The organism is Chryseobacterium sp. WLY505 (genome assembly GCF_030846215.1).
Classification (GTDB): Bacteria; Bacteroidota; Bacteroidia; order Flavobacteriales; family Weeksellaceae; genus Chryseobacterium.
Genome location: NZ_JAVCWI010000005.1, coordinates 42,611 through 65,693, shown reverse-complemented (window position 1 = coordinate 65,693; position 23,083 = coordinate 42,611). Strand labels below are relative to the sequence as shown.

General features: G+C 36.3%; 21 protein-coding genes. 17 read left to right on the top strand and 4 right to left on the bottom strand.

Translation table 11 applies throughout. From position 1 onward, the window contains the following. Nucleotides 1-441: 441 nt before the first annotated feature. The 6 genes from RAH34_RS12270 (at nt 442) to RAH34_RS12245 (ending at nt 6,293) form a co-directional block, all read left to right on the top strand. Complete coding sequence (locus RAH34_RS12270; RefSeq protein WP_306596344.1) at nt 442-1,230, top strand: sensor histidine kinase; 789 nt, start codon at nt 442-444, stop codon at nt 1,228-1,230. A 71-nt stretch (nt 1,231-1,301) separates the two neighbouring features. Next, nucleotides 1,302-1,631 (top strand): hypothetical protein, encoded by a 330-nt coding sequence (locus RAH34_RS12265; protein ID WP_114819956.1) that lies wholly within the window; start codon nt 1,302-1,304, stop codon nt 1,629-1,631. Nucleotides 1,632-1,656: 25 nt separating this feature from the next. Beyond that, nucleotides 1,657-2,148, top strand: coding sequence for a hypothetical protein (locus RAH34_RS12260; RefSeq protein ID WP_114819957.1), 492 nt, complete (start codon nt 1,657-1,659; stop codon nt 2,146-2,148). Nucleotides 2,149-2,163: 15 nt separating this feature from the next. After that, on the top strand, nt 2,164-3,375 hold the full coding sequence (locus RAH34_RS12255) for a hypothetical protein (protein ID WP_306596343.1): 1,212 nt from the start codon (nt 2,164-2,166) through the stop codon (nt 3,373-3,375). A 250-nt stretch (nt 3,376-3,625) separates the two neighbouring features. Further along, nucleotides 3,626-4,918 carry a phosphopyruvate hydratase gene (gene eno, locus RAH34_RS12250; protein ID WP_114819959.1) on the top strand — a complete coding sequence of 431 codons (1,293 nt, stop codon included), beginning with the start codon at nt 3,626-3,628 and terminating at the stop codon, nt 4,916-4,918. A gap of 88 nt (nt 4,919-5,006) precedes the next feature. Beyond that, entirely contained in the window at nt 5,007-6,293 is a 1,287-nt protein-coding gene (locus RAH34_RS12245) for a citrate synthase (RefSeq protein ID WP_034694713.1), read from the top strand. 100 nt (nt 6,294-6,393) lie between these two features. On the opposite strand, the gene RAH34_RS12240 is transcribed toward RAH34_RS12245, so the two are convergent. Then, nucleotides 6,394-6,558 carry a hypothetical protein gene (locus tag RAH34_RS12240; RefSeq protein WP_162800874.1) on the bottom strand — a complete coding sequence of 55 codons (165 nt, stop codon included), beginning with the start codon at nt 6,556-6,558 and terminating at the stop codon, nt 6,394-6,396. 290 nt (nt 6,559-6,848) lie between these two features. Here RAH34_RS12240 and RAH34_RS12235 point away from each other — a divergent pair, with 290 nt between their 5' ends. The 11 genes from RAH34_RS12235 (at nt 6,849) to RAH34_RS12185 (ending at nt 17,405) form a co-directional block, all read left to right on the top strand. Then, entirely contained in the window at nt 6,849-7,763 is a 915-nt protein-coding gene (locus RAH34_RS12235) for a dimethylarginine dimethylaminohydrolase family protein (protein WP_306596342.1), read from the top strand. Nucleotides 7,764-7,869: 106 nt separating this feature from the next. Next, nucleotides 7,870-8,145 (top strand): four helix bundle protein, encoded by a 276-nt coding sequence (locus RAH34_RS12230; RefSeq protein WP_306596341.1) that lies wholly within the window; start codon nt 7,870-7,872, stop codon nt 8,143-8,145. 186 nt (nt 8,146-8,331) lie between these two features. Beyond that, nucleotides 8,332-9,255: a citrulline utilization hydrolase CtlX gene (gene ctlX / locus RAH34_RS12225; RefSeq protein ID WP_306596340.1), complete on the top strand. Its 924-nt coding sequence runs from the start codon at nt 8,332-8,334 to the stop codon at nt 9,253-9,255. Between the two features lie 20 nt (nt 9,256-9,275). Next, nucleotides 9,276-9,635, top strand: a complete 360-nt coding sequence (locus tag RAH34_RS12220; RefSeq protein ID WP_306596339.1) for an S-adenosylmethionine decarboxylase family protein — start codon at nt 9,276-9,278, stop codon at nt 9,633-9,635. Between the two features lie 3 nt (nt 9,636-9,638). Next, on the top strand, nt 9,639-11,099 hold the full coding sequence (locus tag RAH34_RS12215; RefSeq protein ID WP_306596338.1) for a DUF4178 domain-containing protein: 1,461 nt from the start codon (nt 9,639-9,641) through the stop codon (nt 11,097-11,099). Next, nucleotides 11,099-11,290 (top strand): hypothetical protein, encoded by a 192-nt coding sequence (locus RAH34_RS12210; RefSeq protein WP_306596337.1) that lies wholly within the window; start codon nt 11,099-11,101, stop codon nt 11,288-11,290. Before RAH34_RS12215 ends, RAH34_RS12210 begins: the two co-directional genes overlap by 1 nt. 13 nt (nt 11,291-11,303) lie before the next feature. Beyond that, nucleotides 11,304-11,519 carry a DUF350 domain-containing protein gene (locus RAH34_RS12205; RefSeq protein WP_045491052.1) on the top strand — a complete coding sequence of 72 codons (216 nt, stop codon included), beginning with the start codon at nt 11,304-11,306 and terminating at the stop codon, nt 11,517-11,519. After that, complete coding sequence (locus RAH34_RS12200; RefSeq protein ID WP_306596336.1) at nt 11,512-13,026, top strand: polyamine aminopropyltransferase; 1,515 nt, start codon at nt 11,512-11,514, stop codon at nt 13,024-13,026. The genes RAH34_RS12205 and RAH34_RS12200 overlap by 8 nt, the downstream gene beginning before the upstream one ends. Nucleotides 13,027-13,063: 37 nt before the next feature. Further along, a complete protein-coding gene (locus RAH34_RS12195) occupies nt 13,064-14,593 on the top strand; it encodes an NAD(P)/FAD-dependent oxidoreductase (protein ID WP_306596335.1) in 1,530 nt (509 codons plus the stop codon). 4 nt (nt 14,594-14,597) lie between these two features. Next, on the top strand, nt 14,598-15,623 hold the full coding sequence (locus tag RAH34_RS12190; RefSeq protein ID WP_306596334.1) for a hypothetical protein: 1,026 nt from the start codon (nt 14,598-14,600) through the stop codon (nt 15,621-15,623). A 27-nt stretch (nt 15,624-15,650) separates the two neighbouring features. Then, complete coding sequence (locus RAH34_RS12185) at nt 15,651-17,405, top strand: discoidin domain-containing protein (protein ID WP_306596333.1); 1,755 nt, start codon at nt 15,651-15,653, stop codon at nt 17,403-17,405. 49 nt (nt 17,406-17,454) lie between these two features. Here RAH34_RS12185 and RAH34_RS12180 read toward each other — a convergent pair whose 3' ends face one another. The 3 genes from RAH34_RS12180 to RAH34_RS12170 all read right to left on the bottom strand — a co-directional run bounded on the left by RAH34_RS12180 (nt 17,455) and on the right by RAH34_RS12170 (nt 22,961). Then, nucleotides 17,455-18,315, bottom strand: coding sequence for an alpha/beta hydrolase (locus RAH34_RS12180; RefSeq protein ID WP_306596332.1), 861 nt, complete (start codon nt 18,313-18,315; stop codon nt 17,455-17,457). A gap of 79 nt (nt 18,316-18,394) precedes the next feature. Next, nucleotides 18,395-20,653 (bottom strand): TonB-dependent receptor domain-containing protein, encoded by a 2,259-nt coding sequence (locus tag RAH34_RS12175; RefSeq protein WP_114819972.1) that lies wholly within the window; start codon nt 20,651-20,653, stop codon nt 18,395-18,397. Between the two features lie 46 nt (nt 20,654-20,699). After that, on the bottom strand, nt 20,700-22,961 hold the full coding sequence (locus tag RAH34_RS12170) for an outer membrane beta-barrel family protein (protein WP_306596331.1): 2,262 nt from the start codon (nt 22,959-22,961) through the stop codon (nt 20,700-20,702). Nucleotides 22,962-23,083: the final 122 nt, after the last annotated feature.

Sequence of the window (23,083 nt, the reverse complement as noted above, 5' to 3'; positions counted from 1 at the left end):
TTATCTGAATCTTTTCAATAGCTTTTATTTTATCATCTTTTATTTCAGGTACATTAAAAATAAGAAGATAGCGGTTGTAGTATCCATAATAGTTGTAATAGCTATACTCCTGAATATTGAGCTTTTTTATGTTGATAAGTATAATCTGAATATTGCGATTACCTATTGCGTCATCAATATACTCCAGGTATTGTACTGGTGCAGTTATAAATTAAACAATATCAGTAAATCGAAAATTACGGAAGATCCTGTCTTTTGGATTTCAACTTCAATACTTTTATGGAGCTGTTTTTTTCTTTTCAGAATTACTCCTATGTATCTGCTGGATGAAATTGATAAACCATTTCTCAAATTGTTGAAACAGATATTGAATATAATCAATATCGTATGCTGTGGCTTATTCTTTATTGCTTTACACAAATATAAATTGATGGATAGAAAATGAAGTCTTTACCTTCAGAAATAAAACTTATTTTTTTAATAGCATTACTCCTGGTTGTGCTTTTAGTTGCTTTTACTATTTTCATTGTACTAATGTACAACCGGAAACAGCTTTTATACCTTAAAGAACAACAACTCAAAGAATCCGAACATCAAAACCAGCTTCTTCAGAAAGAACTCGAGAAACAAAAAGTGCTGGAACAGGAACGGGAGCGTATTTCACACGATATGCATGATGATCTGGGAGCAGGAATTTCTGCATTGAAACTTCAGGCAGAATTTCTGAAACAGAAGGCTGGAGACGATGATCTGCAAAGTGATATCGATGAACTTTTGAAAACCTCCGAAGAAATGAACATCTCCATGAGAGAAATGCTCTGGAGCCTGAATTCAGGAAATGACACCTTAGGAAGCTTTATCGAGTATGCTATCCTTTATACCGGAAACTTTTTGAAGAAAACAAGAATAATGGTGTATTCAGAATGTGAAGATATCATCGTAGAAACGCCTATCTCCACAGAAATGAGACGTAATCTTTTTCTCTGCTTAAAAGAAGCTGTCAATAACGTGTACAAACACAGTCAGGCAAATACGGTGAAACTTTCCTTCTCGCAGGAAGACAATAATTTCTCTATGAAAATCTCTGATAACGGAAACGGAATCCCCGATGGGCAGAAAGAAGGTAACGGCCTTAGAAATATGAAACGAAGAATGAACGAGTTATCCGGCGAATATACAATTATACCCGAAACTCCGGGAACCTGTCTGGTGTTTAAAATAGCCCTATAAATAAATTACCCTTTTGTGTAATTGACTGGTCCTTTTTTTAGAAGGAAATTTGATATATAAAATTAAAAGCCATGAAAACTCTTATTAACGACAGTATTGGAGATTTGGAAGCTGCTTTGAAAAACAACACGGATCTTCAGGAGAAGTTCAAAACCAATCCGATAGAGGCTATTAAAAATGTAGAAATAAAAAACCCGAAAGACACAGACTATTGGATCTACAGAATTATTGTACTTATGCTCGGGTTGGCAGTTATTACCATTATAGCAGGGCTTATTCTCATTGCTTACTGGAATGATGGTGCCGCTAAAGATAATCAGCTGGTCACTATTTTTGCGACCATTTCTTCAGGTGCAATAGGAGCCTTAGCCGGACTTTTATCGCCTACACCGAGAAAATAATAAAAAACTTAAAAAACGAAATGTCATGAAAGCTAAAAAAAATCAAACAGAAAAAATTTTAAAAGCCCAAAATCATCTATTAAACTATAAAATTTTGGAAATGCAGATGATAAATAGTTCATTATTGGATGTTCTTGGGGGAGATAGTAGATATGTTGCTGGGAAGAACCTGGAATTACCAGATGATAATTCAGAAGTTACAGTGTCAATATATTTTGGAGGAGAAAATCAATTTGGTTCGGCAAGACTTAAAGTTTTAAGAACTAATAAACCTTCAATATATATTGAAACATCGGAAGATGATATTGTAATTGGTACGTGTAAAGAATTGATTGGAAACGCTTTTGTTATAGGTGCCGAAATTACAGATTCAAATAGAGATCCCGAAAATAATAATACTATTCTAAAAATAAAAATAAAACAGAATAACAAGATAATTTATCAAGATAGCCACACTATAGATGTAGGTAATGAAGGAGCTACAGCTACTTTTACATATAATATTACATTTTATTAACTTCAAATAAGGATCATGAAAACAATACAATTACTAATATGTTGGATATGCATGTTGTGTTCTCATCTTTATTTTAGCCAAGAAAAGGATGAGATAGATTTAGATTTATTGCGTGCGCAAGCGTCGCCTGCTGCAAATTTATTGGGTATTGCAAATTCCGATATTGAAAAACCTACTGATTTAAAAAGCGTAATGGTTTCTTTGAGGGAAGGAACCGGTAATTTTTCCGGTTTACCAACATCTTTTGCAATGGATATCGCTCCCTTTAAGTTAAATGGGAAATATCAAAATTTAATTGATAGCGCTAGCTTTAGTGAAAAATTTAAACAGAGTTTTATTATATCTCTAGGTTTTAGAGGCATCGAAAAAGATGATGAGCTAAATATTGAAGATAAATCCAGGTTAGGTTTTGGAGCTAAGTTTTCTTTACTAAGAGGAAGGTTTGATGAAAACACGAGAAAAATTTTAGGAGAGGTCTATCAATATCATATTGCACGCCAGAAGAGAATAGATCTTATAGAAAATGATAAACTAATAATAGAATATCACACTTCTAAAATGGAACTGTTAAAAAAGAAAAAGGCTTTAAAAAATACAACAAGTAAAGAATATTTAGAACTTCAGGAAGCGATAGAAAGACTAGATCATCTTGAATTGCAGCGTATTGATTTATTAACGAGAGAACACAATTTAGGACTTGCTGAATTGGATGATAAGATAAGAAAAGATGTTCAAGAAATTAAACTAGAGCGTTATGGGCCTTTTTTGGATATGTCAATGGGAACAGTTTTAGATTTCAGAAGTAATAAATTTAATAATTCACAAATAAGTAAAGTCGGAGTCTGGCTGACCGGGGGGTACAATTGGGAGAAGCATCCATCAACATTTATTTTTATGGCTAGATATCTGTACAATCCAGATTCATCTTTAGCAAACCCATCACTGAAAAAAGAAAATTTACACACTTTAGATTTTGGATCACGACTGGTATTCAAAATATTTGAAGAAAAATTTCTTTTAAGTGGAGAATGTATTTATAGAAGTATACTTAATAAATCAGATTTTGAAGCTTCCTGGAAGTACCTTCTTAATTTTGAATATGAATTGACAAAAAACCAAAGATTAACATTCTCCTTCGGTAAGGATTTTAATGGAGATTATGAGAAGAAAGGGAATCTTATTGTAGCATTAAACCTATTAGTTGGGCTAGGTAAAATAAAACTATAAATAAAGAGGTAAGCTACAACAAAAACTAATATTAAATAATTTTTTTAAGCTCCAGCATTTTATAGTGTCTGGAGTTTTTTCGTAAGATTGTTTTACCATTTTAAAAACCTGGTTCTTCACAAAGAATTTGTCGTATTATCATAATATAAATTAACTAAAATTTAACTCGGATTTATCTCAAAAAAATCCCGTGAAATACCCCTGAAAGTTAAATTTTGATTAAATTTGTCTAAACTAAAAAAAATAAAAAATGAGTGCAATTTCTTACATAGAAGCAAGACAGATTTTAGATTCCAGAGGAAATCCTACCATTGAAGTAGATGTATTTACAGAAAGCGGGGCAATGGGCCGTGCAGCTGTACCTTCAGGAGCATCTACAGGAGAACACGAAGCGGTAGAATTACGTGATGGTGGTTCAGAATATCAGGGGAAAGGAGTTCTGAAAGCTGTTGAAAATGTAAAAGAAGTAATTGCAGAGAATTTAGTGGGACAACCGGTTTTCGAACAAAACTATATCGATCAGATTATGATTGATCTTGACGGAACGTCTAACAAAGGTAATCTTGGTGCTAATGCTATTCTTGGTGTTTCTCTAGCGGTAGCCAGAGCTGCTGCTGCTGAATTGGGAATGCCTCTTTATAAATATGTTGGTGGAGTAAATGCCAATACACTTCCGGTTCCAATGATGAATGTAATCAACGGTGGATCTCACTCAGATGCGCCTATCGCATTCCAGGAATTTATGATCATGCCGGTAAAAGCAGATTCTTTCTCTCACGCTTTGAGAAAAGGAACTGAAATTTTCCACAACCTAAAATCCATCCTTAAAGGTAGAGGTCTTTCTACAGCAGTAGGAGACGAAGGAGGTTTTGCTCCTACTTTCAACGGAACAGAAGATGCTTTGGATACATTACTTCAGGCGATCGAAAAAGCTGGATACAAGCCTGGTGACGACATCATGCTGGCATTAGACTGTGCTGCTTCAGAATTCTACAAAGACGGAACTTACGATTACAGAAAATTCGAAGGAGACAAAGGTGCTCACAGATCAAGAGAAGAGCAGGTTTCTTACCTTGCAGAACTGGCTGCTAAATATCCGATCATCTCTATCGAAGACGGTATGCAGGAAGATGACTGGGAAGGATGGAAAATGCTTACAGATAAAATCGGTGACAGAGTACAGCTGGTAGGGGACGATTTATTCGTAACAAACGTAGACAGATTATCAAGAGGAGTAAAAGAAGGTATTGCCAACTCAATCCTTGTAAAAGTAAACCAGATCGGTTCTCTCTCTGAAACAATGGCTGCTGTACAAATGGCTCAGAATAACAAATTCACTTCAGTAATGTCTCACAGATCAGGAGAAACTGAAGATTCTACAATTGCTGATTTAGCGGTAGCAATGAACTGTGGACAGATCAAAACAGGTTCAGCATCAAGATCAGACAGAATGGCAAAATACAACCAGTTATTGAGAATTGAAGAAGCTTTAGGTGAAACTGCAATTTTCCCAGGGTTGGAAGCTTTTAAAATCAAAAGATAATTAATCGAATTTATAAATAACGGCAAGCGAAATTTTTAGTTTGCCGTATTTTATGGAAAGTGGTATATTTAAAAAAAATAAATAAATAATGTCAGACAACAAAGTAATATTGAATTACGACGGTAATTCATATGAATATCCAATCGTGGATAGTACTATCGGAGACAGAGGGATTGATATTTCAAAATTAAGAGACCAGACAGGTTTGATCACTCTGGATTTAGGTTACAAAAATACAGGAGCTACCATTAGCGACATCACTTACTTAGACGGAGATAAAGGAGAATTATTCTACAGAGGTTATCCAATCGAACAGATTGCTGAGAAATCTAACTTCACTGAAGTAATGTATCTTTTATTACATGGAGAATTACCTACTCAGGATCAGTTTACTTCATTCGACAACAACATTAAAAAATATAACTTCATCGCAGACGAAATGAAAAAGATCATTGATGTTTTTCCTCGTTCTGCTCACCCTATGGGAGTTTTATCTTCTATGACTTCTGCTTTGACAGCTTTCAACCCGAAAGCAGTGAACGTAAACTCTAAAGAAGAAATGGATCATGCTGCTGAGCTTATGATCGCTAAGTTCTCTCACCTTTGTGCCTGGACTTACAGAAAAACTCAAGGTTTACCATTAAACCACGGTGATAACAACCTGAACTACGTAGAGAACTTCTACAAAATGGCATTCAGATTACCAAACGCTGATTTCGAAATCGATCCGGTAGTAGTAAATGCTCTAGATAAATTATTAATCCTTCACGCAGACCACGAACAAAACTGTTCTACTTCTACAGTAAGAATGGTAGGTTCTGCTCACACAGGTCTTTTCGCTTCTATCTCTGCCGGAGTATCTGCACTTTGGGGACCACTTCACGGTGGTGCTAATCAGGCTGTAATCGAAATGCTTGAATTGATTGAAAAAGATGGAGGTGACGTATCTAAATATGTTGCTAAAGCTAAAGATAAAGGGGATAGCTTCCGTCTAATGGGATTCGGACACAGAGTGTACAAAAACTTCGACCCAAGAGCGAAAATCATCAAGAAAGCTGCTGATGATATCCTTAAAGCATTAGGGATTCAGGATAAAGCTCTTGACATTGCAATGCAGTTAGAAAGAGTAGCGCTGGAAGACGAGTACTTCGTAGAAAGAAAACTATATCCAAACGTAGACTTCTACTCAGGTATCATCTACAGAGCATTAGGAATTCCTACAGAAATGTTTACTGTAATGTTTGCATTAGGAAGACTTCCGGGATGGATTTCTCAGTGGAAAGAAATGAGACTGAAAGGAGACCCGATCGGAAGACCAAGACAGGTTTACCAAGGTGCTCAGGAAAGAAATTACATCGATATCGCAAGCAGATAATATTTGCTTATACCATAAAAGAATCCCAAAGCTTGCTTTGGGATTCTTTATTTATCATAGAATAAGAAAACCCGCTTAAAAAAGCAGGTTTTCATTTTTATTAAGGACATACACATCTGTCGCAAGTCCAGATATAACAGTTTCCTGCATCATCCCATTCGCAGCATCTTCTGCCAGTTGAAATCGGAGCGCCTCCCATTACAGATTTTTGTTGATCTCTTCCCAATTTTTGTGCGTTTTTCAGCACCGGATTGTTCTTGTTCATAACTTTGATTTTTGGTGTTAATAGTTAAGTTTTATGATCTATAATTTCGCGAAAATTATATCACTAATATAGGAAATTAAATAATATAATTATCTGTTTTTTTGTTCTTATGTAGATGGAAAATAGTAAGTTGTAGATGTTTTTGGGACTATTCACTGCAGTTGGCCGGCCAGACAAGGAAATTTTGTTGAAGGGTGCTGATTTTAGAAATCAAATTTCACACATAAAATAATCGAAAAGTTTTACAGGTAGAGACCTTTACTTATATTTGTAGTATTGCATAAATCTTTATGAGACTAAATATTAAAAACGAAACGGGTAGGCTGAAGTCAGTAGTTCTAGGCCAGCCTAATTCATTGGGACCAGTTCCCACACTAGAGGAAAGTTATGACGCCAAGTCATATTACTCAATCGAACACAACATTTATCCTAAAGAAGAGGATATTATCAATGAAATGAATGCTTTTGAAGCAGTTTTAAAAAAGTATGGTGTTGAAGTTCTGCGTCCTAGTATCATCCAGGACTACAATCAGGTTTTTTCAAGAGATGTAGCCTTTGTCATTGATGATAAGATGATCATTTCCAATGTGATTGCAGACAGAGCAGATGAGCAGGAAGCCTACAAAAGTGTTTTTGAAAAAGTAGCATGGAGAAAGATCATTAATCTTCCCGAAACAGCACACATTGAAGGAGGTGATGTAATCGTATGGAATGACTTTATTTTCATCGGAACCTGTTTCAGTGAAGATTACAGAAACTATAAAACGGCAAGAACCAATGAGTATGCCATTGAAATCCTGAAAGAATATTTTCCCAAGAAAAGAATTATCGACCTGGAACTGAAGAAAAACGATAAAGTTCCGTTTGAAGGGATTCTTCATCTGGATTGTACATTTAATCCTGTAGGAGAAGACAAGTGTATCATTTATAAGAACGGATTTGTAGATGAAAGCGATTACCGCTTAATCATTGATATTTTCGGAGAAGAAAACTGCTTCCACATCAATGATGAAGAAATGTTTGAAATGTTCCCGAATATTTTCTCTATTTCTCCTGATGTAGTGGTTTCAGACAAAGCATTCACCAGAATGAATGACCATTTAAGAAACGAGTGGGGAATGACGGTAGAAGAAATCCCTTACAGAGAAATCTCCAAAATGGGAGGCTTGCTGAGATGCTCTACAATGCCGCTTGTAAGAGAATAATGGAGTGGGAGAGTTTTAGGGTTTGAGATTGAGAGAGTTTTAGAGTCTGAGCGTTAGAGTGTTGGTGAGTTTGAATATTTTTTTAATTTTAAAAAAATATTTGGGTATGTCGACAATTAAATTTCATCAGGACTTAAAAGTTTATCAACAATCATTTGAAACAGCTCAGTTGATTTATGAACTCTCAAAATCCTTTTCAAAAGAAGAACTTTACTCACTTACAGATCAGATAAGAAGATCATCAAGATCTGTAACGGCAAATATTAGTGAGGCTTGGGGGAAAAGAAAATATGAAAAATCCTTCATCGCTAAGCTTACAGATTCGGAGGGAGAAGCGAGAGAAACCCAAACATGGCTTCAGTTTGCCTTTGCCTGCCATTAGATGAATGAAGAGCAATATAATAATTTGCACAACAAGTATAACCAAATAATAGGGATGTTAGTTAACATGATGAGCCAGTCAGAAAAGTGGTGTTCATTTTCTTCGGTGAATAAAGAAGATAATAATTTGTAAAACGCTGTTCAGACTCTCAAACTCTTATACGCTAATACCCTCAAACTTATAAAAATGCAAACAACAGATACCGTATTAATGATAGAACCGATTGCATTCGGTTACAACGCTGAAACAGCGAAAAATAATTATTTCCAGGTAGAACAGACAGGTTCTGATATCCAGTCAAAAGCGTTGGCTGAATTCAATACTTTTGTTGGAAAACTGAGAGAAAAAGGAATCAATGTGATTACTATAAAAGATACCTTAGACCCACACACACCGGATTCTATCTTCCCAAACAACTGGGTAAGTTTCCATAAAGATGGGAAGGTGGTTTTATATCCAATGTTCGCCTCCAACAGAAGAGTAGAAAGAAGAGAGGATATTATTGAAAGCATCCGGAATCAGGGATTCGAGGTAGCTGAGATTGATGATTGGTCCTTTTCAGAAACTCAGGGGCATTTTCTGGAAGGAACGGGAAGTATGATTTTTGATCATGATAACAAAATTGCTTACGGTTCTGTTTCTTTGAGACTGGATGAAAAACTGTTCAGAGAATTCTGTACCAAATACGGATTTACTCCCGTTGTTTTCCATTCTTTCCAAACAGTAGGAACAGAAAGACTTCCTATCTACCATACCAATGTAATGATGTGTGTAGCAGATCAATTTGTTGTAATCTGCCTTGACTGTATCGATGATGAGCTGGAAAGAGAAAAAGTAGTGGAAACGATTAAAGGCTCAGGAAAAGAAATCATCGAAATTTCTGAAGAGCAGATGCAGCAGTTTGCAGGAAATATGCTTCAGGTTCAGAATAACGATGGTGAAAAATTCCTGGTAATGAGCCAGACAGCCTATCAGTCTTTATCTTCAGAACAGGTAGCCGCTATTGAAAAATACTGCGAAATTATCTATTCAGATCTGAATACTATTGAAGTAAATGGTGGAGGAAGCGCAAGATGTATGCTTGCTGAGATTTTTCTTCCAAAAAAATAATATATTTACGAAAAAATTAATTGAACCCATTATCAAGTAAAGGTTTACATATTCTTCTGACTTTGGAAACAGAGTCAGAAGATTTGTTATTAGACAGCAAAGGTTTTCTGGCGTTTACAGAAGAAATTCTGAAAACCAAAGAGGTAGAAATTGTAGGAGTAACCAATCATATTTTTGAAAATGAGAGTTTTACTTCCGCAGTCATCCTGAAAGAGTCTCACCTTTGTATCCACACGTGGCCGGAGTTTAAACAGCTTACTTTTGATGTTTTTCTTTGCAATTATTCGCAGGATAATACCACTAAAGTAGAGCAGATTGCAGATGAAGTGGTTCAGTATTTTCAAGCTAATACCATTCAGAAACACAAAATTTACAGATAAAAAATGCACTACGTCTGCCCAGCATGCGAATCAGAAAATACATTAGATCTCACTTTTCCTATTGAGGAATATGTTTGTAAAACCTGCTCTCATCTCATTGATGTTGCAGGAAATAAAAAGATTAAACATTTGAAAATACCGACAGAAAACGTTGTGTTGGACGTCGAACAGAAAGGAAAAATTGAAGGTGTAGAATATACGGTCGTTGCGATTACCATCAAAAAATACGGAAACAGTATTTTCTGGCGGGAATATTCTTTAAAAGACAGCAAAGGAAATGACGCTTTCCTGAGCGAGAGTGACGGGCATTGGGTTTTCCTGATTTCTATACATCCTGATGATTTTAAAGGCAAAGATTCGAAATTACCCACCTATGCCGGACGAACGTATCGCTGGTATGAAAACACTCCATGCACTATTGATGCGGCTGCCGGTTTTTTTGATGAACACCTGGATTTCAGCATTGCGACCTACAAAGAATATGTCAATGGAACCCGTATGATCTCTCAGGAGAAGACCGCTAAGAAAAGCCAGTATTTTTATGGAGTTCACATTTCAAAATATGACGTTAAAAGAGCTTTTAAAATAGCTCACATGCCGTATTATACAGGGGTTGGAATTGTTCAGCCTTATTATTTTGATATGAAACAGGCTGTAAACATTTTTTGTGTGGGCGCATTAATGATATGTCTGCTTCAGCTGTATGTGTACATCTCAAGAACAAACGAAACTGTTTTTGCGGAGACCATCAATTTTGCTGATGTAAAAGACAAAGAAATGGTCAGCAAAAGTTTTACCCTTTCAGGTGGTTCTGCACCATTAAAAGTGAATGCATTTTCCGGTGTTGATAATTCCTGGGCTAATGTTCAGCTAAGCCTTGTCAATGAAAATACCAATGAAATTGTCTATACCTCGAAAGATATCGAACAATATCATGGGTACGAAGATGGGGAAAGCTGGTCAGAAGGAAGTCAGTCTGAAGAATTTAATCTTTGTGGAGTAAGTTCTGGGCAATATCACTTTCTTATTTCAGCAGAAAAAGAAGGATCTTTATTGCCTGCGTTTTCTGGTCTTCAGTCACCGGATTCAAGGGTATTAATCTCCAGGGATAAATCAGGAACAGTACAGGTAACCGATATCTATAAAGGACAGCCTATCACTTTCATAGACGGAAAGACTTTAGAAAAAGATACGACAGAACTAGGTAAACTGGTGAAAGCTTCCTTTGGAACTTCAAAAATAGACTCTCTTATCAATGCTGAAGGGCTAAGACTTACAACAGATCCTATTTCAAATAATACCTATATACAGCTCAAAGCAACCTGGCTTCCTGTTTCATTCTGGAACTTCGGATTCATTTTATTCCTAATGATTATTCTGTTTGTAGCGATGCTTATGGGTAAACATGCCTTTGACGTGAGGAAATGGAAGAATAGCTCAAATACCCCTTATACTGCATCATAATGATTAATATTATAAACTATATAAAGCAAAACTGGAAACTCTGCCTGATTGGAGGATTTTTCATGACCTGGTTTGTATACCTTACTTACCGGGGAAATCAGATGTGCGATTGTGCCAAAACGGAAACATACCGCGACGGAACTACAAGAAGCCATTCCAGAGTAGGATTCTACAGATACTATCACAAATAAAAATATAAAAACTATGGACAACATCAATTTCTTACCCATATTGAACTCGGTTCTTTACTCATTCTTAGGAATCGCAATTCTGCTTGTATGCTATTTCATTATTGAAAAGCTTACCCCGGAGAAAACATGGCATGAGATCGCTCAGAACAAAAACATAGCACTGGCTATTGTTTTCGGAGCATTTATCATCGGAATTTCAATGATCATAAGCGCGGCAATTCATGGATAAGAAGAGGATTCCTCTTGAGCTGCTTTTATTGTTTTCAGTATTTGTCATTGCTACATGTGGATTGATTTATGAGCTGGTGGCCGGAGCTCTGGCGAGCTATCTTTTAGGAGACTCTGTAAAGCAGTTTTCTTTCATTATCGGGGTATATCTTTTTTCAATGGGCGTAGGTTCCTATCTTGCGAAATTCATCAAAGGAAATCTTATTGATAAATTCATTGAGATCGAAATCCTGGTAGGAATCGTAGGAGGAATCAGCTCTGTAGTGCTGTTTATTTTATTTAATACCCTCGCACATTTTGAAAGCGTTTTATATCTTTTTGTCTTTTTCACGGGATGTCTTGTCGGAGTAGAAATTCCGCTTCTGATGAACATTCTGAAAGACAGAGTTCAGTTTAAAGATTTAGTTTCAAATGTCTTTGCATTCGATTATATCGGAGCTTTATTAGCATCGATTCTTTTTCCATTAGTTTTGATTCCAAAGCTTGGGATTGTAAAGACACCTTTATTTTTCGGATTGATCAATATCTCTATTGCGATATTTCTATGCTATTACCTTACGAAGGAATTATCAAAACCTTTATCTCTCAAAGTAAAATCTATAGCAGCATTTGCATTCTTGCTGGGACTTTTCTTTTTCTCAGATACGATTCTGTCTTATTCTGAAGAAAAATTGTACGGTGAAAATGTAGTCTATACCAAAAGTTCACCCTATCAAAGAATCGTTTTAACGAGGAATACACACGAGTTTCGTTTATATCTGAATAACAACTTACAGTTTTCTTCCACTGATGAATACCGTTATCATGAAGCTTTAGTACATCCGGCGATGTCTATGGCAAAAAATATTGATAACGTTCTGATTTTGGGAGGAGGTGATGGCTTTGCAGCCAGAGAGGTATTGAAATACAAAGACGTTAAAAAAGTAACCCTTGTGGATCTTGACGGGGAAATGACTCAGTTTTTCAAGACGAATGAAACCATGCGCAGGCTGAATCAAAATTCTTTTTCCAATCCAAAAGTAGAGATCATCAATAAAGACGCGTACATCTGGGTAAAAGACAGCAAAAAGAAATTTGACGTTATCATCATAGACTTTCCGGATCCGTCCAATTACAGCTTAGGAAAACTTTATTCCCTGCAGTTTTATAAAGAACTGGAGAAGCTGACAACGCTTGATACGAAAATTGTGGTTCAGACCACCTCTCCGTATTTTGCTCCGAAATCTTTCTGGTGTATTGAGAAAACAATCAATCAGATTTTTCCTTTCACAGCGGCATATCATACCTATGTTCCGTCTTTTGGAGAATGGGGATTTTCGATGGCTTCATTTGAGCCCATCAACAACAGAGTCTACAGAAAGCTTCCCGGCTTAAAATATTATGATTATAACTTTTCACAGATGTCTTATTTTAATAAAGATATGAAAGTGAAAGACATAGAAGTTAACCGTCTGGACAACCAGATATTAGTTCGTTATTTCGATGAAGAGTGGGGGAAAGTACAGTAGAAAGGATTTTCTTACAACTATATTTTTAGGTAGCCTTATGCTTCCCTTTTTGCAGTATTGCGGAAAGAAAGTAAAAGCTTTGCTGTTGAAAATTACCGGGACAAACCATGTTCTTGGTCACAAGTTATGGGCAAAAGATTTTCCACAGTTTTCAGAAGTTATCCACACAAAATATCTTATCGTGGGTGGTGGGATTTCCGGACTTTCGGCATGTAGATTTTTTAACCAGAATAATGAACAGGATTATCTTCTCCTTGAAATGGAAAACCATCTGGGAGGAAACTCTTCCAACGGACAGAATTCATTTTCAAAATTTCCTTTGGGAGCCCATTATTTGCCTTTACCCAATAAGGAAAACGTAGAAATAATAGATTTCCTGAAAGAATGTAAAATCTATCTCGGAACAGAACAAAGCGGAGAACCCATTCTTGATGAATACCAAATGACTTTTCCACAGCAGGAAAGACTTTTCTATAAAAACTCCTGGCAAAATGATATTGTGCCTCAAAGAGGAATTTCAGCAGAAACACAACAGGAGCTTAGCCGTTTTTTTAAGCTGATGGATGATTTTCGCGTAAAGAAAGATCCACAGGGGAAATACTGGTTTGCCATTCCCGTACATGATTCCAGCAGAGAAAATGACGTGGTGAAACTTGAAAAAATCATTTTTAAAGATTGGCTTAAGGAAAATAACTACCAGTCGGAAGAACTTCTCTGGTTGCTGGATTATTCCTGCAGAGACGATTTCGGATTAGGAATTGACTATGTTTCAGCTTGGGCAGGTATTCATTATTTTGCCGGAAGAAAAAATAACTGGAGTACGAAATATAAAGATCAGGTATTCACCTGGCCGGAAGGAAATGCAAGGTTGGCTAAACATTTTTCAAAATATACAGAGGAAAAACACATGCCCGAAAATCTTGTTTTTGATGTAAAAATCAATGATAAAGTTGAGGTATTGAGTTTTGATAATGCCCAAAAGAAAACAAAAAAGATCATTGCCGAAAAAGTATTGTTTGCAACCCCACAATTTGTAAATGAAAGAATTCTTAATCAAAAAAGAGCATCATCATTTCATTATGTGCCGTGGCTTTTAACAACGATCACGTTAAAGAATGAATTTGGTGGAGATGAAGAACTGGCCTGGGATAATGTAATCTATGGGACTTCAGGATTAGGTTATATCTTTGATCAACATCAGAATCTGAACCAGATCATAGGTGAAAAAGTAATTACCCATTACAAGAGCTTTTCAACGGCAGACTGCAAAAAAGCGAGGAAAAAACTATATGCTATGAAAGAATCTGAACTGAAAGATTTAGTTTTGGATGATTTGAAGAAAGCCCATCCATTGATAGAAGATTTCATCCTGGAAATGCAGTTTCATAAAATAGGACATGCGATGATTGCTCCCGTTCCCAATCAGATTTTTGGTGAAGAAACCCAAAAAGTAAAAGAGTCCATAGAAGGAAAAATTTTCTTCGCTCATTCTGATCTTTCGGGAATCTCTATTTTTGAAGAAGCCTTTTATCAGGGAAGCCGGACTGCAGGACAAATGATACAATAATACAATGAAACAGCCGTGGATACATAATGCAAAAACAGACTGGTGGTTTATTTTATCACCACCTTTTGTTGTATTGCTGATTATATTTATTTTTCAGAAACAGATTCAGGGGCTGGAAAATCACTATTCCTTTTACACATGGCTTTTCCTGATCGTTTTTGTGGATGTGGCTCACGTTTATTCTACGCTGTTCAAAACGTATTTCGTAAAGGGAGAAATACAGAAAAATAGATGGCTTTATCTCGGAATTCCTGCGGTAAGCTGGATTTTAGGGATTATTCTTTTTCAGTTGGGGAGTCTGACATTCTGGTCGGCACTGGCACTGGTTGCCGTTTTTCATTTTATACGCCAGCAGTATGGCTTTATGAGAATCTATGCCCGCTTTGAACCGAATAACTGGAGCAAAAAAATAGATGAGGTTGCCGTTTATTCCGCAACTATTTTTCCCATGTTGTACTGGTTTAAAACTCCCCGTGCCTTCACATGGTTCGTCAACAACGAGTTTGACTGGCTTCAGAATCTTCCGGATTATGTTCCTTTAATTACCGTTATTTATTTTGCCATTCTGATTATTTGGATTATTAAAACTGTTGTTGAAGCCTTTAAAACAAAAAAAATTAACATTCCGAAAACAGCACTGATCACCGGAACTTTTCTTTCCTGGTATTTCGGGATTGTTTACTTCAATAATGATCTTCTGTTTACTTTTCTGAATGTGGTTTCTCATGGTATTCCTTATATAGCGTTGATTTATATCCGGGAAATACAGCAAAAAGAAAATCATCAGCTGAGCTGGATGCATATTTTTAAATCTTTTTCAGGAATATTTCTCTTTGTCGGCGTCATTTTATTGTTCGCTTTTCTGGAAGAATTTTTATGGGAAACTCTGGTCTGGAATGAACATTTTTCCTTGAATTTGATGATCTCTGAAAATCTGTTTCAGTTCCTTGTTCCGTTGTTAGTTGTTCCTCAGCTTACCCATTATCTTCTGGATGGCTTTATTTGGAGAAAACCCAAAAAAGTTGCCTAACTTTGTCTCAATCTTTAAAATCTAAAAATGAGACAATATTTTCTGTCACTGGCAATCTTTCTCGGAATGATTGTAGGTGCTCAGCAGAAAACATTCTGCAATCCCATCAATATCGATTATGGGTATACTCCGTTTGAAGTTTTTTCAAAACAAGGGAAACACCGTGCTACAGCAGATCCGGTGATTGTTAATTTTAAAAATAAACTGTTTCTTTTTTCTACCAACCAGGAAGGATACTGGTATAGTGATGATATGCTGGACTGGAAGTTTGTGAAAAGAAAGTTTTTAAGAGATAATAAATACATTCATGACCTTAATGCTCCGGCGGTATGGGCAATGAAAGACACTCTATATGTATATGGTTCTACCTGGGAACAGGATTTTCCAATCTGGAAAAGTACAAACCCCACCAAAGATGACTGGAAAATTGCAGTGGATACTTTAAAAGTAGGAGCGTGGGATCCGGCATTTCATTATGATGAAGATAAAAATAAACTGTATCTCTACTGGGGCTCAAGTAATGAATGGCCATTGCTGGGAACAGAAGTAAAAGTGAAAAATCTTCAGTCTGAAGGTTTCGTTAAGCCCATTATTAAACTAAAACCTGAAGATCACGGATGGGAACGCTTCGGGGAATACAATGACAATGTTTTTCTTCAACCTTTTGTAGAAGGAGCGTGGATGACGAAACACAACGGAAAATATTATATGCAGTATGGTGCTCCGGCAACAGAATTCAGCGGATATTCCGATGGAGTATATGTCAGCAAAAATCCGTTGGAAGGGTTCGAATATCAACAGCATAATCCATTCTCTTATAAACCGGGAGGCTTTGCCAGAGGAGCGGGACACGGAGCTACATTTGAAGACAATTACAAAAACTGGTGGCACATCTCCACCATTTTTATCTCTACCAAAAATAATTTTGAAAGAAGGCTGGGAATCTGGCCTGCTGGGTTTGATAAAGACGATGTGATGTATTGTAACACAGCTTATGGGGATTATCCTACTTACCTTCCGCAGTATGCACAAGGGAAAGATTTTACAAAAGGTCTTTTTGCCGGATGGATGCTGCTGAATTATAATAAACCGGTTCAGGTTTCATCTACTTTGGGAGGGTATCAGCCTAATTATGCTGTAGATGAAGATATCAAAACGTACTGGAGTGCCAAAACCGGAAATTCCGGGGAATGGTTTCAGACAGATTTAGGGGAGGTTTCCACGATCAATGCCATTCAGATCAATTACGCAGATCAGGATGCTGAGTTTATGGGGAAAACTTTTGGAAAAATGCATCAGTATAAAATCTATGGTTCTAATGATGGAAAGAAATGGAATGTAATTGTGGATAAAAGCAAGAATACAAAGGACGTACCTCACGACTATGTGGAACTTGAACAACCTGCAAAAGCCCGTTTCCTTAAAATGGAAAATCTGAAAATGCCAACAGGAAAATTTGCATTAAGCGGCTTCAGAGTATTCGGAAAAGGAGCAGGAAAACAGCCTGCTAAAGTGGAAGGGTTTGTACCTTTAAGAGCCGATCCGAAAAAGTACGGTGAAAGAAGAAGTATCTGGATGAAATGGCAGCAGAATCCTGAAGCGGATGGCTATGTAATCTATTTCGGAAAGACTCCTGATAAATTGTACGGAAGCATTATGGTCTACGGAAAGAATGAATATTTCTTTACAGGGGCAGACAGAACAGATGCCTATTACTTCCAGATTGAAGCTTTCAATGCCAATGGTGTTTCTGAAAGAACAGCCGTTGCAAAATCTGAATAAAATTCAATTTTAAAATAAAAAATAACACGTTTTGGAGAATCGGAACGTGTTATTTTTTGCCAATATTTTTAATTAAGGTTTCAATTTTATCAATAAGAAATACATCATTTGGATGTTTATCCCAATCCAGATGTCCTCCATTGAATTGATAAGATTCATGCATAACATGGCTGGCAGTCAATGCTGAATCAAGTCTTTTTTCCTGTGTAGACGGAATTACACGATCTGAATTTCCATAGTACGACAAAGTAGGAGGGGAATCGCTTTTTATCCATTTCACAGGACTGGCAAAACCTATCTTTGATATTCCGGTTTTAGTTATTCCCGGATCCACAAGTCTGCTTTCCACAAAAGAATATTCCTGATAATTTTTAAAACCCGGGTCCGCAAGATCTGCAGGACCTACAATATTAATGACAGCTTTTACTTTTTTATCTGTATCAAACTTGTAGGCATACAGCATCGATAAATGGGCTCCGGCGCTGTTGCCTAATAAAATCACATTGGGATGGTAGCCTAGTTTATTTTTTAATAATTCAGTTACTTTTTTAATATCATCAGTTTGGTTTGGAAGTCCAAATTGAGTAGCTGAAGCTAGTCTGTAGTTCATATTAACGAAAATATGATCTGGAAATTTCTGCATCATAGAGAGTGTGAAAAAGGTGAGCTGCGATTTATCTCCAGCCCTCCAGCCTCCACCATGAATTACAATAAAAACATCCTTTTCTTTATCCGTTTTTTTATGTGGAATATAGAGATCCATAATCTGCTTTGGATTGTTTCCATAGTGAATATTTTCCTCCTTATCAAAATGGATATCATGGCCAAGCTTTATCTTTTTTTCTTTGCAACCTGTCCATATAAAAAGGAAACTGAGGGATATCAAAATAATTTTTATATCTTTTTTCATAATGATTAAATATAAAAAATCCGCTGAAAAGAATCAGCGGATACCGTAAGAATAATTAAATATGAAGAAAGATAATTCTCTATCTTGTTCTGCTTTTGATGGCATCTGATGCCCCTTCGATGTCTCTTACCTTTTTCACTTTCTGGTTTCCGAAATTGTAGGTAAGGCTTACGATTAAACTTCTGTTGTAACGGTTTTGGTGGATGTAATTATAATTTCCGTTCTCCTGAAAGTCTTCAATTTTAACAATATTGGTATTCAGTACATCATTGACATTCACTGCAAACGTCCAGTCGTTCCACATTTTCTTAAGGCTAAGGTCTAAACTCATCAGGTTTTTCAATGAACCAAGCTCAATCTGCTGTTTGTCTACGAAGAAATAATTAAGTCCGAAGAACCATGTTTTCTTTTTATCAAGACGAATGGTGTTGTTGGTTTGGATCAGAAGACTGGTAGAATTGGTTTTATTGGTGTAGGTAATAAAGTTTCCATTAGGCCCTTTTTGATCTTTGAAGCGGTCTCCGGTCGTAGGATCAGTATCAAGACTTCCATTGTTAATATTATGCTGCACTCCGATATTGAAGTTGGTTGTCCAGTACTGTTTGAAAAACGACTTCTGAATACCTACCATGGCCGACATTTCCTGTTTATTTCCAAAATTGGTTCTGATGTATCTCAATGCCGGGTTATCACCAATTTTACCATCCGGCGATACCGGATATCCCTGAAGCGGAACCTGGGTGATCACATCATGAATGTAAGAGTGGTTTAAAATCAGGAAATACGAATTTTTGAACATATAAGTAAGCTCCTGATTATAAGTAGAAGATGCTTTTACAAACGGGTCATTCTGAGTATAATTATCATCTGTAAGAATATTCCTTACCGGATTAAGTTCCCAGAAACTGGGTCTTCTCATTCTGCTTGAAAAGGAATAGGAAATATTGTTTTTATCATTAATTGCATAATTCAGGCTTAGGTAGGGAAGAAGGTTTTTGTAATTTCTCTCAATTCTTCTAAGGGCTTCTGTGGGAGCATTGTCAGAAGTTCCAAGACTGTTGGTGATCTCGTATCGGGCCCCAACTTTTCCTGAAAGTTTGTCGGAAATCTTTTTCTCAACGGTAAGATACATTCCGTAGATGTTTTCATCATAGATAAAATGGTTGGGTTTTGAATCCGGTGCTGTTACAGGATTAAAAGAGTAAGTGATGTTTTTAGAATCGTTATCTGTTTTTGTTTTGTTATAATTTCCACCGATGGAAACGGTAAGATCATTTTTAAACTTTTGATTATAATCCACCATTCCGGAGAAGTTATTAATGATCTGTGGAAGGTCCTGAATAACTTGTTTTGTTCTTGCTCCCACAACTCTGTCAATATCTGAAGCAAAGGTTTGGTTATCTGTGAACTGAAATCTTCTGTAGTTAAGATAAGCAGCATTTACATTCAGTTTACTGCCTAAAGAATCTGTTTTTAATTCATAATTTAAATTCACAGAATTGTTATAAGATCTTGTATTCTCTCTGTTTTTAGACCACGTATATTCCGTTTTCGTTTTTTTTATGGTATTGAATAAATCTACCGTTGAATTATAACTTTTATTGGCCCATGTATTCCATGATAACGCAAGATTGCTTTTGTCGTTCAGCTGATAATCAATATTCAGATAACCTCCTATATTTTTATTCGGATCGTCAATATCTCCAGTAGATTCGTTGGAAGTTGTTGAAGTTCCATTTCTTAATGTATATGTTTGTGCCTCTATATTTTCACCACCGCTAAGACTGGCACTTACTCCCAGCTTGTTTTTTCTGTAGTTGGCCGAGAAACTCGCCTGGCTTCCATTGTATTTGTTGGTAGTGTTAGACATTCTCATGTTTCCGTTGAGACCGTCACTCATTTTCTTCTTTAAAACGATATTGATGATTCCATCAGAAGATTCTACCTGGTACTCGCTGCCGGGAACAGTAATCACTTCAATTTTCTGGATATTTTCCGCCGGAGTATTTTTCAGAAACTGAGCCAGAGACTCAGAATCCATATTGCTTTTTCTTCCGTTGATATAGATCAGTGCATTATTCTTTCCTGCGATTTTCAATGTTTTATCATCTGTGGAAGATAATAATGGGGTCTGCTTCAGAAGATCAAAAGTGGTGTTTCCTTTGGCAACTGGTGATGCTGCGACATCGTATACAAAACGGTCGCTTTGCTTTTTGAAAACCTGCTTGGTGATGGTAACACCTTCTATGTTTTTTGTTTTTGCCGTATCAGATTTCTTCTCTTGTGCAAATGCACAGGTACCGAATACAATAGCCATTGACAAAATTATACGTTTCATGTTGTTTTTATTTAAGAGTGGATTTAGTGAAATAAGTGGTTATAGATTAGGTTCTTGATTTTACAGCATCGTTAGCTGATTTCATTTCCCTTGCTTTTTTCAGTTTCTGATTCCCGAAGTTATAGGTAACCCCGATGCTCATGAGTCTTGGATAGTTGAAGTTGGCGATATTATTGTATTTTCCATTTGGCTGTACTCCTTTAATGCTGTAGAAACTTTGATTAAATAAGTCGCTCACCTCTGCTACGATAGTCCAGTCTCCTGCAATTTTTTTCAGACTGAAATCAAAGCTTTGTCTTGCTCCTATCATCCCTCCTTCCATGGCAGTCTGGCTGGCAAAGAAGTAATTCACTCCCAGGAACCAGTCTTTTTTAGAGGACAGTCTGATCACATTATTGATGGTTGCAGACATATTGTAATTTTTAACATCAATGATATAAGGATCTACTACTTCCGTTTCTCCCGGAGCAGGCATGGAAGTAGGATCTTCAAATACTCCGCCTTTGTAGGTAACATATCCTAAATTGACAGAATAGTTGGTTGTCCATATATCTTTGAACCAGGATTTGTTCATTCCAAGAGTAAGAGCAATTTCTCTGTTTTTACCATAATTGGTTCTGATGTACCTCAGGAATCTGGTAGTTTCCATAATTGGATTTCCTTTGATATCCTTGATGATTTTCCCCTCAGCATCTTTTTTAGGAGCTGTTACCGTTCCCTGCAATGGAATCAGGTCTGAAGCTGCTGCATCTTCCACCATATTAAAACTAAGATTGGCATAGAATGCATTTTTGTACATATAATTTAACTCCTGATTATAGTACTTGGAAGCCAGTATAAATGGATTGTTCTGTGTATAATTGGTTGGAGTAAAATAAGTTCTTGAAGGATTCAGTTCCCAGAATCTCGGTCTTCTGATTCTGCTGGAAAAAGTATAGCTCAGATTATGGTCGGAATTGATGGCGTAATTTAAATTCAGGTAAGGCAGAAGGTTGTTGTAATTTCTTTCAAATCCTGTTTTATCTACAATATCACCTGTACTTCTTGTCATTTCGTAGCGGGCACCTATTTTTCCGGATATTTTCTCAGTCAGTTTTCTTTCATAGTTCAGGTAAATTCCAAGAATATTTTCTTTATAAATGAAGTGATTGGTTTGGTTGGGATCGATGATAAATTCTCCCTTTATTAGTTTATCCTGTCTGGTGTCGTTATCTGTATTGGTATGATTGTAACTGATTCCCATTAACCAGGTGGCTCCTTTAGCTGTCTTTTTCAGATAATCGATATTGGCAGCGTAATTATTAATGATTTGTGGTACCGCCTGATGCAATGCTGAATATTTATTGATGGTATCATTCGTTAAAGGAAAACTTTCATTGAAACTTACTTTATCTCTGTTGAACCATAGGTAAGAAACGTTGGATGTAAGCTTACTTCCCAGAGAATCTGTTTTCATCTCATAATTCAAATTGAAAGAATGATTTCTGGTTTGTGCATCCTCGTTATTCACTGTTCTGTTGTTTAAGACTCCGTTTTGCCAGTTGGTAATATCCAGTACAGAATTGAAACTTTTATTGTATCTCATGTTGTAGGAGAATCCAAGGCTGTGCTTTTTATTAATCTCATAATCAACATTGAAACCGCCTCCAAAATTTTTGTTAGGATCATCATTAAACCCAAAGGATTCATTTCTGAAAGTAGGATCTCCGTTGGACAGCGTATACCTTTGTCTGTCTGTCCAGCTTCCCGTTCTGAAATTGGAATTACCAGACCACTTTCCCTGTCTGAAGTTAAAAGAAGCTCCTGCATTAGGGTTATTGTAATATGCCTGTTCGTTTTGCATTTTCAACGTTCCGTTGTAGCCGTTGTTTTTGCTTTTTTTCATCACAATATTAATCACCCCTTCTTTAGATTCAACCTGAAATTCACTTCCGGGAACTGTAATGACTTCTATTTTCTGGATATCCTCAGAGGGAGTAGACTTCAGCATTTCAATCAATGCCTCGGAATCCATATTGGTTTTTTTATTGTTGATGTAAATGATTGCATCATTTTTTCCCAAAATCTTCAGCGTTTTTCCGTCAATGCTGGAAATCATCGGTGTTTGTTTCAAAAGAGTGAAGGTATTGGTTCCTTTAGCAATAGATGAAGAAGCTACATCATATACCAAACGGTCACCTTGCTTTTTGAAAACCTGCTTCTTGAGAGTCACTGCATCAATAGCATTTACTTTCATACTGTCTTTTTTCTGCTGGGCAGTGACAAGTCCACTGAAAAATAGTGCTGCAATAAGAATTTGAGTCTTCATGATTATTCTTTTTTAATTAATAGCTTGTATGGTTTGTTATTTAACATTACAAAGATATATAATAAATTTAGTATTATGCAATACAAAGTACTTAAAAATATTTTTAAATCATTATAATCAGT

What these genes read in the sequence shown, in the direction of transcription:
- RAH34_RS12270 (WP_306596344.1), top strand. Translation starts at nt 442, where the DNA reads ATGAAGTCTTTACCTTCAGAAATAAAACTTATTTTTTTAATAGCATTA.
- RAH34_RS12265 (WP_114819956.1), top strand. Translation starts at nt 1,302, where the DNA reads ATGAAAACTCTTATTAACGACAGTATTGGAGATTTGGAAGCTGCTTTG.
- RAH34_RS12260 (WP_114819957.1), top strand. Translation starts at nt 1,657, where the DNA reads ATGAAAGCTAAAAAAAATCAAACAGAAAAAATTTTAAAAGCCCAAAAT.
- RAH34_RS12255 (WP_306596343.1), top strand. Translation starts at nt 2,164, where the DNA reads ATGAAAACAATACAATTACTAATATGTTGGATATGCATGTTGTGTTCT.
- eno (WP_114819959.1), top strand. Translation starts at nt 3,626, where the DNA reads ATGAGTGCAATTTCTTACATAGAAGCAAGACAGATTTTAGATTCCAGA.
- RAH34_RS12245 (WP_034694713.1), top strand. Translation starts at nt 5,007, where the DNA reads ATGTCAGACAACAAAGTAATATTGAATTACGACGGTAATTCATATGAA.
- RAH34_RS12240 (WP_162800874.1), bottom strand. Translation starts at nt 6,558, where the DNA reads ATGAACAAGAACAATCCGGTGCTGAAAAACGCACAAAAATTGGGAAGA.
- RAH34_RS12235 (WP_306596342.1), top strand. Translation starts at nt 6,849, where the DNA reads ATGAGACTAAATATTAAAAACGAAACGGGTAGGCTGAAGTCAGTAGTT.
- RAH34_RS12230 (WP_306596341.1), top strand. Translation starts at nt 7,870, where the DNA reads ATGTCGACAATTAAATTTCATCAGGACTTAAAAGTTTATCAACAATCA.
- ctlX (WP_306596340.1), top strand. Translation starts at nt 8,332, where the DNA reads ATGCAAACAACAGATACCGTATTAATGATAGAACCGATTGCATTCGGT.
- RAH34_RS12215 (WP_306596338.1), top strand. Translation starts at nt 9,639, where the DNA reads ATGCACTACGTCTGCCCAGCATGCGAATCAGAAAATACATTAGATCTC.
- RAH34_RS12210 (WP_306596337.1), top strand. Translation starts at nt 11,099, where the DNA reads ATGATTAATATTATAAACTATATAAAGCAAAACTGGAAACTCTGCCTG.
- RAH34_RS12205 (WP_045491052.1), top strand. Translation starts at nt 11,304, where the DNA reads ATGGACAACATCAATTTCTTACCCATATTGAACTCGGTTCTTTACTCA.
- RAH34_RS12200 (WP_306596336.1), top strand. Translation starts at nt 11,512, where the DNA reads ATGGATAAGAAGAGGATTCCTCTTGAGCTGCTTTTATTGTTTTCAGTA.
- RAH34_RS12195 (WP_306596335.1), top strand. Translation starts at nt 13,064, where the DNA reads ATGCTTCCCTTTTTGCAGTATTGCGGAAAGAAAGTAAAAGCTTTGCTG.
- RAH34_RS12190 (WP_306596334.1), top strand. Translation starts at nt 14,598, where the DNA reads ATGAAACAGCCGTGGATACATAATGCAAAAACAGACTGGTGGTTTATT.
- RAH34_RS12185 (WP_306596333.1), top strand. Translation starts at nt 15,651, where the DNA reads ATGAGACAATATTTTCTGTCACTGGCAATCTTTCTCGGAATGATTGTA.
- RAH34_RS12180 (WP_306596332.1), bottom strand. Translation starts at nt 18,315, where the DNA reads ATGAAAAAAGATATAAAAATTATTTTGATATCCCTCAGTTTCCTTTTT.
- RAH34_RS12175 (WP_114819972.1), bottom strand. Translation starts at nt 20,653, where the DNA reads ATGAAACGTATAATTTTGTCAATGGCTATTGTATTCGGTACCTGTGCA.
- RAH34_RS12170 (WP_306596331.1), bottom strand. Translation starts at nt 22,961, where the DNA reads ATGAAGACTCAAATTCTTATTGCAGCACTATTTTTCAGTGGACTTGTC.